Below are 12,275 nucleotides of genomic sequence, written 5' to 3' on the forward strand. Positions count from 1 at the left end.
ACCACGATGCCACGAGCGGCGGCCGGCACCAACCGGGCGATCACATTGTCGCCGCCGGATGGCGCGCCGCGGCGACGCTGTCGGTGGTGATCACCGCGACCGGGACCTCGCTGTGCCGCACGCAGTGGCCGATGACCGCCCGCGACCGCGCGCGGCCCCGGGTGCCGAGCACCAGCAGTGCCGCGCCGTCGGCCGCCGCGACCAGTTCGGGCGCGACGGCGCCCTCGACGCTGACCAGGTCCACCTCGACTGGTCCCGGCTTCGCCGCCGCGGCCGCGGCGCGCAGCAGCGCACGGGACTCCGCCCGCAGCACGCGCCGGGATGTCCACAGGAAGTCGCGGACCGAGCCCATCGACCACACGTTGACGAGCCGCACCCCGCAGCCGCGGCGGGTCGCCTCGTCGACGGCCCACCGCAGCGCGGCCTGCGCCGCGGCGGAGCCGTCGACCCCGACAGCGATCGGCGCGGTGGTCATCGCTGTGGTCGGATGACGGCGAGCGGGCATTCGGCGTGGTGCAGCAGCGCCTGGCTGGTGGAGCCGAGTCCCATGCCGACGAGCTGCCCGTGGCCGCGGGTTCCGACCACGATGAGCTGCGCGTCCTCGGCCGCGTCGAGCAGTGCCCGGACGGGCCGGTCGCGCAGGACCCGCCGTTCGACGGCGACGTCGGGGTATTTCTCCTGCCAACCCGCCAGCCGCTCGTCGAGCAGCATCCGCTCGTCCTCTTCGACCGCGGCCCAGTCGATGGTCGACGGCAGCGCGGTCCACGCCCCGGTGAAGGCGATGTCGAGCCAGGTGTGCACGGCGATCAGGCTTGTCCCGCGCACCGATGCCTCCTCGAAGGCGAAGGCGATCGCGGCCTCGCTCGCCGGGCTGCCGTCGACCCCGAGCACGACCGGTCCCGTCGTCGGCACGGTGCCGCGGACGACGACCACCGGCGCCTGCGCGTAGGCGGCCAGGGCGACGGCGACCGAGCCGACGAGCATCGCGGTGAACCCGCCGAGGCCGCGGTGGCCGACCACGACCGCGTGCGCGCCCGCTGAGGCTTCGACCAGCGCGTCGACGGCGAAGTCGACTCGCTGGTCGGTGGTGACCTCCACCCCCGGTGCCGCCGCGCGCGCTGCCGCGGCGGCCTCCCGGAGGATGTGCTGGCCGTTGGCGGACAGCTCATCGATCCAGCGGCTCTGGTCGGCGACCGACGTGGGGTGACGGATCGGCGGGAGCACGCAGGCGTGCACGAGCAGCATGGGCAGGTTGCGGCGCTTGGCCTCCGTGGCGGCCCACGCGGTGGCGTCGAGAGCGGAGTCTGATCCGTCGACGCCGACCACGACGGGCGGACGCACCTGGGTGTTCATGACGGGTGGCCTTTCGATCGGATGACCTCGCCGAGTGGACGGCGCGGGGTGGGCGGCACGACGTCGGCGGGCATGCCGACGCGCAGGATCGCCTGGGGGTAGCCGGGCAGTTCCATGGCCTCGATCAGCCCGGCGCGCACCTCGTGCAGGTGCAGCGGCTGGGTCAGCACCGACGCGGCGAGGCCGCGGGTGGTCGCGGCGAGCCAGATCTCCTGCAGGGCCATGCCCGCGTGCAGGTGGTCGCTGCGGCCGTCGCCGACGGTGATCAGCACCAGCAGCGACTCCTCGCCCAGTCGTGCGGCGAGGGTGTCGTCGTCGGGGATGTGGGTGGCCGCGTTGACCAGGCCGGTCCACGGCAGGGCGCCCGCGGGCAGGTTCGCCAGCGGGATGCCGTCGGGCAGCGGCAGCTCCGCGGTCCACGCCGCCAGCTCCCGCAGGTAAGCCCGGTCGCCCTGCAGGACCGAGGCGGCGTAGCGCAGCCGCGAGGCGATCGCGCCGACCTCGGTGGCGGCCACGACGTGGGCGCTGAGCCCGGGCGTGGTCGACGAGTGCTTCAGCGCCGCCACGTCCTGGGCACTCGCCGGACCGGCGAACCGGCCCCGGTGGCTGCGCCGGGCCGAGATCGCGTGGAACAGCGCCATGTCCCATGGGGTCGGCGTGCCCCGGTCGGTCGCGGTCACCCGCGCCACCTCGTCGGGGCGCAGCGGGTTGCCGAACTGGCCCCACCGCGCCGACCAGCCGAGCCTGCGCACGGCCAGGCGCAGGTTCGTCAGCGCGGCGCCGCAGGAGATCAGCCGGTCCCGGCCCGCGGGGTCGTGCCGGGGCAGGCGGATGTCGAAGCGCTCGTAGAGCGCCGCAGTCCGGCCCCTGGCCTCCAGGACCCACGGCTGGGTGTTGTGCACTGAGGGTGCCCGGCTGACCGCCGCGGCCATCAGCGCGATCTCGCCCTGGGTCCACTCGCCTTCGGTTTGCACGTCAGTCAGCTCCTTAAGGATGTCTGCCTCGAGCCCACCACCGGCGACACGGTCGGGACGAGGGACCAAGGGCGGTGCGCGGCGGTCAGTTGGTCCCGCGGCGGGTCAGATCACCACGTGCTCGCCGTCGCGCGGGACTACGGCGGTCCAGCCCGGTTCGCCGCCGAGCCGGTCGGCCAGGCGTTCCGACACCGACTGCTCCCCGTGCACGAGGAAGGTCGTGCGCGGCGGGGTGGTCCCCCGCGCCCAGGCGACCAGTTCGTCGGCGTCGGCGTGGGCGCTGAACCCGTCCAGCGACACGACCTGCGCCCGCACCGGCACGTAGCGGCCGTGGATCTTCACCTCGCGCGCGCCGGAGACGAGTTGGCGCGCGCGGGTGCCCATGGCGGCGAACCCGACGACCACGACGGTGTTGCGGTTGTCGGGCAGCAGGTAGCGCAGGTGGTGCAGGACCCGGCCGCCGGTGGCCATGCCGGACGCGGAGATGACGATCGAGGGCAGCCGCGGCTGGTTGGCCTCCATCGACTCCTCCACCGTGTGCAGCTCGCGCAGGTGCGGCAGCGCGAACGGGTCGTCGTCGAGCAGGTCGGGCCGGATCTCGGGCCAGCGCTGGGCGATAGCGCGGCGGTAGACCGCCAGCGACGCCAACGCCATCGGGCTGTCGACCAGCACCGGAACCGGCGGGATCGCGCCCGCGCGCATGAGCCGGGCCAGTTCTATGAGCAGGACCTCGGTCCGGTCGACGGCGAAGGCCGGGATCAGCACGCTCCCGCCGCGCTCGATGGTGCTGTTGACCACGTCGGCCAGCCGGTCCGCGACGCCTTCGTCGTGGTGGTCGCGGGCACCGTAGGTCGACTCCATGACCAGGACGTCGCACTCCGGGCGGGGTGCCGGTGGGCGCAGCAGGCGGTGCACCGGGCGGCCGAGGTCGCCGGTGAACACCGCGGTCCGCCCGCCGATGCGCAGCCGCGCCCACGCCGAGCCCAGGATGTGCCCGGCCATGCCGAAGTCGAGGTCGTTGCCGGGGGCGATTGTCCGCGGGGTGTCGAAGTCGAGCACGCGGAGCCTGGAGATCGCCGCGGCGGCGTCGCGGTCGTCGTAGAGCGGCAGCGCGGGCCGGTGCTTGGACCAGCCGTGGCTGTTGGCGTGGGCGGCTTCCTCCATCATCAGGTGCGCGCTGTCGCGCAGCACGATGGCGGCGAGCGCGGCTGTCCCGGGGGTCGCGTACACCGGGCCGCGCCACCCGGCCCGCACGAGCACGGGCAGGTAGCCGCAGTGGTCGAGGTGGGCGTGGGTCAGCACCACCGCGTCCAGGCTCTCGATGTCGATGGGCGGGCGCTGCCAGTTGCGCTTGCGCAGTGTCGACAGCCCTTGGAACAGGCCGCAGTCGACCAGTACCGAGGACCGGTCGGTCGAGACGAGGAACTTGCTGCCGGTCACCGTGCCCACGCCACCCAGGAAGTCGACTGTGGACACGGTGGCGGCCTCGGCGCTCACGGTGCTGTCGGAGAGCGAACCTCTGGTCGTGGTCATGAGGAGTCCTTCTGTCGGATGAGGGAACGGGCACGCAGCGCTTTGGCGCCCGCGTCGGCGAACAGGACGGCGGGTACCGCCGCGGCGGCGACGCACCAGCCCAACGCGGTGGGCAGGCCGCCGCCGAGCAGTCCGGGCAGCGGCGGAACAGTCAGGAACACGATCAGGAGCGCCAGCTCCACGCCCACCGCGAGCAGTAGCAGGGGGTTGCCGCGCACGCCGACACGGCCGATCCACCGGGTCTCACTGCGGCAGGCGAAGGCGTTGGCGAGCTGGCCGAGGACGATCGCGGTGAACGCCGTCCCGGACGCCGCCGCCAGCAGCTCCGGCCCCGGCTCGGCGCCGAAGGTCCAGCCGCCCGCCAGCAGCACGACCAGGAACGCGGCCATCGCGGTCAGCGCCTCGGCCGGTCCGAGGACCGCGAAAGCCCGGCGCAGCACGGTTCGGTCGACCAGCGAACCGGTGCGGAGCCTGCCGCGCAGCGTGCGCGCGTTGGCGGGCTCGGCGCCGAGGGCCAGCGCCGGGAGCAGGTCGGTGCCGATGTCGAGGGCGAGCACCTGCAGGACGGTGATGGCCAAGGGGATCTGCCCGCCGGACAGCGCCCACACCACGAACGGGGTGAGCTCGGCGACGTTGTCGGTCAGGTGGTAGGTCAGGAAGCGGCGAATGTTGGTGAAAGTGGCCCTGCCCAGCTCGACCGCGGCGACGATGGTGCCGAAGTGGTCGTCGAGCAGCACCAGGTCGGCGGCCTCCCTGGCCACGTCGGTGCCCGACGCGCCCATCGCCACGCCGATGTCGGCGGCGCGCAGCGCGGGGCCGTCGTTGACGCCGTCGCCGGTCATCGCCACGACGTGCCCACGAGCCTGCAGCGCGCGGGCGATGCGCAGCTTGTCCTCGGGGGCGACCCTGGCGACCACGATTCCGTCCTGGTCGAGCAGCTCGCCCAGCGCTGTGTCGTCGGCAGGCAGCTCGGCTCCGGTGACCACCACCGGCTCCGGCGCGGCCAGCCCCACCTGCACGGCGATCGCGCGGGCGGTGCCCGGGTGGTCGCCGGTGATCATGGCGAGGCTGATCCCCGCGGTCCGGCAAGCCGCGACGGCCTCGGCGACGTCCGGGCGGGGCGGGTCCGCCAAGGCGACCAGGCCGAGCAGGACCAGGTCACTCTCGGCGGCCTCGGACGACGCCGCGTCGGTGTCCCGGACCTCCGCGCGCACCGCCACGGCCAGCACCCGCAGCCCGTCCCGGCTGAGCCGGTCCAGTGCCTCCTCCGCGGCGTGGGACACCGCGGCGCAGCGCGGGAACACCGAGTCCGGCGCGCCGACGACGTGCACGCCGTCGGCGTCGACGACCGATGAGCGCCGCCTGCGCGGGTCGAAGGCGTGCCGTGCCGTCGGTACCGGCGGCGAAGCGCGGCCCGCGCGCTCGGCCAGCACCCGCAGCGCGACCTCCATCGGATCCCCGACGGGGTGCCAGCGGCCGGACCGGTTGACCGCGTGCGCGTCCGGCGCGCACCTGGCCGCGCTGTCGGCCACCGACGGCAGCGCGGCGAGCGCGGCGGCCGGGCCGGTGACCTCGGCCTCCGGCCCGTATCCGGCACCGTCGACCGATACCTCGCCGTCCGGGGTCCACACCCGCACCGCGGTCATCTCGTTGCGGGTCAGGGTGCCGGTCTTGTCGGTGCAGATGAACGTCGTCGAGCCGAGCGTCTCCACCGACTCGAGCCTGCGCACCAGCGCGTTGCGGCCCGCCATCTGCTGGGCGGCCCTCGCCAGCGACAGCGTCACCGTCGGCAGCAGCCCCTCGGGGACCAGGGCGACGGTCACCCCGACAGCGAACAGGAACGCCTCGGCGGTGGGCAGGCCCAGCAGCATCGCCGCGGCGAAGAACACCGCGCCGACCGCGACCGCCGCCACGGCGACGGCCCGCACCACCCGGTGCAGCTGGACCGCGAGCGGGCTGCGCGGGCGAACCGCGCTCGCGGTGACCGCCGCGATGCCCGCGAGCCTGGTGTGCGCGCCCGTGGCGACGACCTCCGCGGCGCAGAATCCTTCGACGGCGTAGGTGCCCGCGAAGACGCGCCCGCCGGGTTCCGGCCTGACCAGCGCGCTCTCACCGGTGAGCAGCGACTCGTCGACGGAGAATCCCGAGCTCTCGACGACGGCCAGGTCCGCGCACACCCGGTCGCCCGCCGCCAGCAGCACCAGGTCGCCGCGCACGAGGTCCACCGCGCTCACCACCACCGTGCGGCCGTCGCGGCGCACCGACGCCCGCACCGGCAACAGGTCGCGCAGCCGCCGCGCTGCCCGGTCGGCCCGGTACTCCTGGGCGAAGGAGAACACCCCGTTCACCACGACCACCACGGCGATCGCGGCGGCCAACTCGGGCATCCCGGCGACCCAGGCCAGCGCGGCCGCGACCCACAGCATCACCGCGAAGAAGTGCGCCAGCTGGGCGGCGAGCAGCCGGGCCGGATGCGGCGGGCGCGGTGCCGGAAGCAGGTTGGGCCCGTCCTCGCTCAGTCTGCGGGCGGCCTCCGCCGCGCTCAGCCCACGGCGGGGCTCCAACTCGGTCCGCATGTCGATGGCCCCTCTACAGCCGCAGATGCCGCAGCAGCGGGTCGAACCGCCGCGCGGGTGCGACCCGGACGCGGGCGTCGACGGCGAGGCAGCCATGCGGTGTCGCGATGAGCGGGTTGACATCGAGTTCGGCGATCTCGGGCACCGCCTCGGCCAGCAGGCCGATCCTCGCCACCACGTCGCGCACCGCGGTCTGGTCGATCCTGGCGGCGATGGCGGCCGAGCCGCGCAGGCCGTGCACCAGTTCGTCGAGGTCGCCAGCGGTGACCGGGGCGAGTCGGGCGGCGCGGTCAGCGATCAGGTCGGTGTCGACACCGCCGAGGCCGAAGACGACCAGCGGGCCGAACATCGGGTCGCCCTTCACCCCGACGAGCAGCTCGACCCCGGCGGTGTCGGCCATGGCCTGGACGAACACACCGGTCAGCCGGTCGCCGAACCGGTCGGCCAGCTCGGTGTATCCGGCGCGCACCTCAGGTTCGCCGTAGCGGCCGAGCAGCACCCCGCCGCCGGAGTTCTTGTGCAGCAGGCCGGTGGCGACGGCCTTGAGCGCGACCGGGCCACCGATCCGGACGGCCTCGGCGACCGCGTCGTCGGCGCTGGTCACGACCACGCCGGGCACGATCGGCACGCCGACCGACCCCAGCACCCGCACGACCGCCTCCGGGTCCAGCCAGCCCCCGCCGGGCCGCCGGGCCAGGTCGGCGCGGATCAGTCGGGCCGCCTCCGCCGCGTCGAACCCGGGCACTTCCGCCCGCTCGCCGGGCCGGTTCAGCCACCGCGCGCGTTGGACCGCCCGGCCCAGCGCGGCGGCCGCGGCGGCCGGATCCGCGTAGCAGGCCACGGGGTGCGCGGTGTCGCCGTTGAGCCGCACGACGCCCTCGGTCTGCCCCAAGTGGACAGCCAGGAGCGGGGTGCCGTGCCGGTGCGCCAGGTGGCCCGAGTCGGCGATCACGGCGATCGGATCGGACAGCGCGGTCGGCGCGGCGATGGCGACCACCGCATCGATCGCGGGGTCGGCCAGCAGCGCGGCGACACACTCGGCGAACACGGCGTCCGTCACGACCGCGCCGGTGTCCACCGGGTTGGCCACAGTGGACTGGGCGGACAGGCACGCCCGCAAGGCGCGATCGGTGTCCGCCGACAGCGCCGGAAGGGTGAGCCCGGCGCGCGACACCGCGTCGGCGGCCAGCACCCCCGCGCCACCCGCGTTGCTGATCACCGCCACCCGGCCGCCCGCGGGCACCGGCTGGTCGACCAGCGCCGCCAGCGTCTCCGGGAGCTCGGCGAGCCGGTCCACCACGGTGACCCCGGCCTGGCGGAACAGCGCGTCCGCGGTGACCGACGGCGTAGCGAGGGCCGCGGTGTGGGAACTGGCGGCCCGCTGGGCCGCCGCCGACCCGGGCGGGCGCACGGCCAGCACCGGCTTGGTCCGCGCCACCTCGCGGCACAGCGCGGAGAACTTGCGCGGGTTGCCGAACGACTCCAGGTAGAGCACAGCCGCCTTGGTCCGGTCGTCGGCCGACCACCACTGCAGCAGGTCGTTGCCGCTCACGTCGTACTTGTCCCCAGTGGACACCAGGGTGGACACGCCGAGACCCAGGCGGTCGAGGGTGTCGAACAGCGCGATCGCCACGCCCCCGGACTGGGTCACCACCCCCACCGACCCCGGCCGGGACCGGTTGCGGGCGAAGGTGGCGTTGAGCCGCACGCCCGGCTCGCTGGCGTAGACACCCAGGCAGTTCGGTCCGACCATGCGCATCCCGAACTCGCGCACCACCTCGCGCAGCGTCGCGGCGTCCTCGGCGGACAGCCCCGCGGTCACCACCAGCAGCGCCTTGGCCCCACGTTCCCCGCACTCCCTCGCGACGGCGGCGACAGCCCGCGCCGGGACGCACAGCACCGCCAGGTCCGGCGCGTCCGGAAGGTCCGCCACCGCGGGCACGCATGGCACCCCCGCGACCGTGCGGGCGTGGGGATTCACCGCGTGCAGAGCACCCTCGAACCCGCCTTTCACGATGTTGGACAACAGCGCGTGGCCGATCGACTCCGGCCGCCGCCCGGCGCCCACCACCGCGACCGAGGTCGGCCGCAGCACCGCGCGCAGGCTGGCGACATCCGCGACGTGCTCGCGGCCGAGGACCGCGCGCCGGTAGGCAGCGACGTCGTCGAGCTGGATCTCGACCTCGACGACCTCGCCGACCCGGCGCCTGCCGACGGCGAGGCCGAGCTGGTCGATCAGCCGCAGCATCGGCGTGTTCTCCACCAGCACGTCCGCGGAGAGGGCGCGCAAACCCGCGAGGCGACCGATGGAGACCAGTTCCTCCAGCAGCAGCGTGCCCACGCCCTGGAGGTTCTGCTCGTGGACCACCGACATCGCGAACTCGGCCACGTCGTCGCCCGGCTCGGCCACGTAGCTGGCCACGCCGATGAGCCTGCCGTCGGCGAACGCGCCGACCGCGGGGCGGCTGTCGTCGGAGCCGGTGATGCTCGCGGTGTACATGTCGGCGTTGACGTCGGACAGCGTGAAGAACCGGCGGTAGCGGTCCAGCGGCGGCAACTGCCTGTGCAGCCCGTCGACCGCGTCGTGGTCGGCGGGCTCGATCCGCCGGATGGCCACCACCGAGCCGTCGACCAGCAGCGACCGCGCACCAGTGTCGACACCCATGATCAGTCGGTGTCCTGTCCGCGCAGCACGACGACCGGGCACGGCGCGTGGTGGATCAGTGCCTGGCTGGTCGAGCCCATGGTCAGCCCCGCGAATCCGCCGCGGCCACGGCTGCCGACGACCACGAGCTGCGCGTCCTGGGCCTGCTTGAGCAGCAGCCTGGCCGCGCCGGAGCGGGCGACCTCACGGGTGACCACGACGTCGGGGTACTTCTCGCTCCAGCCCGCCAGCCGCTGGGCCAGCAGTTCCTCCGCCTCGTCGACGTAGGTGTCGAGGTACAGCGAGCCGTAGCCTTTCTCCAGCATGACCTCGATCGGCCAGTCGCTCCAGGCGAGCACCGCGCGCAGCTCCGCGCCGCGGGCGGACGCCTCCTCGAACGCGAACGCGATGGCGCGCTCACTCAGCGGCGAGCCGTCGACACCGACCACCACCGGACCGCTGTCGAACTCGCCCTCACCGCGCACCACGGCGACCGGGCACGCGGCGTGCGCGGCCAGCGCGACCGCGGTCGAGCCGAGCAGCAGCCCGCTGAACCCGCCGAGCCCGCGGGAGCCGACCACCACCATGCTCGCCCGCTTCGCCCTGGCCAGCAGCACCGTGGGCGCGTAGCCAGGGACCACCTCGTCGGTGATCGCGGGAGCGTCGTCGAGCACCGCGTCCCTGGCCTGCCGCACCCAGTCGTGGGCGTTGGTCCGCAGCGCCTCGTGCAGCTGGTGGGAGGCGACCAGTGCCTCGGGGTAGCCGGTGACCGGCCAGGTGAAGACCGCCACGATGTGCAGCGGCAGCTTGCGCCGCGCGGCTTCCGCCGCCGCCCACCTCGCGGCACGGACCGAGGAGGAGGATCCGTCTACGCCGACCAGGATGGCGCGCTCCGGCATGGTCATGATGTTCCTTCCGACTCCGGTTGTCCTTTATGGATAGTCCGGGCCTCAGTGGCCCGTGGCCGCCGACAGCAGCGTCGACGACAGAGTCCGCGCGGCTTCCCGCTGCGCGACCGATCGGCGACGCCTGCGTGGCGGGGCGGGTTCGGGCTCACTGACGGCCAAGCCCTCCTGCGCGGTCAGCCCCAGCATTCCGAGCAGCTCGGCGAGTTCGGCCGCGTCGGCGGCGTTCGCGGCCACCGCGCGGGCGGCCAGGTGACGCTTCTGCGCTTCAGTCATCTCCGGCCTTCTTCATCAGTTCCGCCGTGGAACGGTTGAGGGTCAACGGGAGCAGGTGCGCCCGCACCGTGGCCCCAGCGGAGATCCGGTGGTAGACCGCCATCACGACGTCCCGGATCTCGGCTTCGGACCGGTGGGGGAACCGCTCGACCAGCCGTCGGACGACCGACGCCAGCTCGTGCTCCACCACGACGCCGCCGATCTCGCGCTGGGTGGTCATATCGGTCACCTCCGCTGTGCTGCCTCCAGGAAACGCCGCGCCGGGATCACCGACCAGAGCGACTGGACACCGTGGCGCCGGGACCTTCGACCCGGTCGGGACGCGCGGGAAGCCAAGGTCCCCGGTCGGCACGCACCTTCGACTCTGCTGACGGGCGCGTCGATCGGCCAGCGTCTATGGCGTGACCGACCCAGGAGGTGGCTCGATGAGTGCAGGCAAGCCCGACGACGCGACAGTGCGCAGCGCGATCGCGCTCGCCGCCCGCGCGCCGTCGGTCCACAACACCCAACCGTGGCGCTGGCTGATCGGCGGTTACTCGGTGCACCTGATGGCCGACTGGACCAGGCACTTGCACGCCACCGACCCCGACGGCCGCGACCTGATCGTCAGCTGCGGCGCGGCACTGCACCACCTGCGCGTGGCCTTCGCCGGGCTCGGCTGGGCGACGCGGGTGCACCGGCTGCCCAATCCGGCCGACCCCGACCATCTGGCCAGTATCGAGCCGTATCCGGCTCCGCCCAACGACGGCGACATCGCCATGACCACCGCGATCGCCCGCCGCCAGACCGACCGGCGCCGCTTCTCGTCGTGGCCGGTGCCCGCCGGGCACCTCGACCTGTTCGTCGAGCGGGCGGGCAACGAGGGCGTCCTCGCGGTGCCGGTGACCGACCCGATACGCAGACACCGCCTCACCACCGCACTCGCGCTGGCCGCCGACCGCGTCGACGACACCGCCGAGACCGCGCTGTGGAGCGGCCGCGGCCGCAGCGACCTCGACGGGGTTCAGGCCGTCAGCGCGGCCCCAAGGGGCACAGTGCACGGCGACACCACGATGCGCGCCTTCGACGCGGGCACCCTGACCCCGTCCACAGTGGACCCCGAGGACACCGACGCCGGCGAGCTGATCGTGCTCGCCACCGCGGCCGACGACACCCTGTCCCGGCTGCGCGCGGGCGAAGCGGCCAGCGCCATCCTGCTCACCGCGACCGAACTCGGCCTGGCCACCTGCCCGCTGTCCCAGCCGCTCGAATCGGCCGAGACCGCCGCCATGGTCGGCGAAGCGGTGCTCGACCGGACCGCCGTCCCCCAACTCGTCCTGCGCGTCGGCTGGCTGCCCGCCGCCGCGGCGCCGCTGCCCCGCAGCAGACGCAGGCACCTCGAGGAATTCACCGCGTACCTGCCCGGGATCGCCCCGGCACGCGACAAGTAACAGGAGGAATCCGATGTCCATCGATCACGTCACCCGTCCGGGTACCCGAGCCGTCGCCCCCGAGGCCGCCGACGAGACCGTCGGGCGGGTCCTCGCCGCCACCCGCATCGGGTTGGGGCTGGTGTTCCTCTGGGCGTTCGCCGACAAGCTGTTCGGCCTGGGCTATGCCACCAAGTCCGCGGGCGCGTGGATCAACGGCGGCTCCCCGACCAAGGGCTTCCTCGGTGGGATCGACCACGGGCCGCTCGGCTCGATGTTCCGCTCCTGGGCCGGACAGGCCTGGGCCGACTGGCTGTTCATGGCGGGCCTCCTCGGTGTCGGCCTCGCCTTGGTGCTCGGCGTCGGCCTGCGGGTCGCCGCCATCGCCGGGACGGCCATGATGCTGCTCATGTGGGCCGCCGAGTGGCCCCTCGCCCGCTTCACCGACGCGGGCGAGGCCACCCGCTCGACCAACCCGGTCCTCGACTACCACCTCGTCTACGCGGCACTGCTGATCATCTTCGTGGTCACCAACGCGGGTGACACCTGGGGCCTGGGCCGCCGGATCGCCGCCACGACCCGCTCACCCTGGCTGCGCTGACGCG

11 protein-coding genes are annotated in these 12,275 nt (G+C 74.1%); 2 read left to right on the forward strand and 9 right to left on the reverse strand.

The features are described 5' to 3' along the window. Positions 1-40 precede the first annotated feature (40 nt). The 9 genes from ACSHT8_RS05685 to ACSHT8_RS05725 form a co-directional block, all read right to left on the reverse strand. Positions 41-475 carry a universal stress protein gene (locus ACSHT8_RS05685; RefSeq protein ID WP_436498381.1) on the reverse strand — a complete coding sequence of 145 codons (435 nt, stop codon included), beginning with the start codon at positions 473-475 and terminating at the stop codon, positions 41-43. Continuing rightward, positions 472-1,353, reverse strand: coding sequence for a universal stress protein (locus ACSHT8_RS05690; RefSeq protein ID WP_436498383.1), 882 nt, complete (start codon positions 1,351-1,353; stop codon positions 472-474). Before ACSHT8_RS05690 ends, ACSHT8_RS05685 begins: the two co-directional genes overlap by 4 nt. Continuing rightward, positions 1,350-2,327 (reverse strand): Acg family FMN-binding oxidoreductase, encoded by a 978-nt coding sequence (locus ACSHT8_RS05695; protein WP_436498385.1) that lies wholly within the window; start codon positions 2,325-2,327, stop codon positions 1,350-1,352. The genes ACSHT8_RS05690 and ACSHT8_RS05695 overlap by 4 nt, the downstream gene beginning before the upstream one ends. A 105-nt stretch (positions 2,328-2,432) precedes the next feature. Beyond that, positions 2,433-3,860: an MBL fold metallo-hydrolase RNA specificity domain-containing protein gene (locus ACSHT8_RS05700; RefSeq protein ID WP_436498387.1), complete on the reverse strand. Its 1,428-nt coding sequence runs from the start codon at positions 3,858-3,860 to the stop codon at positions 2,433-2,435. After that, positions 3,857-6,436, reverse strand: a complete 2,580-nt coding sequence (locus ACSHT8_RS05705) for a cation-translocating P-type ATPase (RefSeq protein ID WP_436498388.1) — start codon at positions 6,434-6,436, stop codon at positions 3,857-3,859. The genes ACSHT8_RS05700 and ACSHT8_RS05705 overlap by 4 nt, the downstream gene beginning before the upstream one ends. Before the next feature lie 13 nt (positions 6,437-6,449). Continuing rightward, positions 6,450-9,101: a bifunctional acetate--CoA ligase family protein/GNAT family N-acetyltransferase gene (locus ACSHT8_RS05710; protein ID WP_436498390.1), complete on the reverse strand. Its 2,652-nt coding sequence runs from the start codon at positions 9,099-9,101 to the stop codon at positions 6,450-6,452. 2 nt (positions 9,102-9,103) lie between these two features. Then, a complete protein-coding gene (locus ACSHT8_RS05715) occupies positions 9,104-9,985 on the reverse strand; it encodes a universal stress protein (protein WP_436498392.1) in 882 nt (293 codons plus the stop codon). 45 nt (positions 9,986-10,030) lie between these two features. Beyond that, positions 10,031-10,261, reverse strand: a complete 231-nt coding sequence (locus ACSHT8_RS05720; protein WP_436498394.1) for a hypothetical protein — start codon at positions 10,259-10,261, stop codon at positions 10,031-10,033. Further along, entirely contained in the window at positions 10,254-10,481 is a 228-nt protein-coding gene (locus ACSHT8_RS05725) for a three-helix bundle dimerization domain-containing protein (protein WP_436498396.1), read from the reverse strand. Before ACSHT8_RS05725 ends, ACSHT8_RS05720 begins: the two co-directional genes overlap by 8 nt. Positions 10,482-10,686: 205 nt before the next feature. On the opposite strand from ACSHT8_RS05725, the gene ACSHT8_RS05730 reads away from it, so the two are divergent. Continuing rightward, entirely contained in the window at positions 10,687-11,691 is a 1,005-nt protein-coding gene (locus ACSHT8_RS05730) for an Acg family FMN-binding oxidoreductase (RefSeq protein ID WP_436498398.1), read from the forward strand. 13 nt (positions 11,692-11,704) lie between these two features. Next, positions 11,705-12,271, forward strand: coding sequence for a hypothetical protein (locus ACSHT8_RS05735; protein WP_436498400.1), 567 nt, complete (start codon positions 11,705-11,707; stop codon positions 12,269-12,271). Positions 12,272-12,275 lie beyond the last annotated feature (4 nt).

It is taken from the genome of Actinokineospora sp. HUAS TT18, from assembly GCF_051364635.1.
In the GTDB taxonomy this organism is placed as follows: Bacteria; Actinomycetota; Actinomycetes; order Mycobacteriales; family Pseudonocardiaceae; genus Actinokineospora.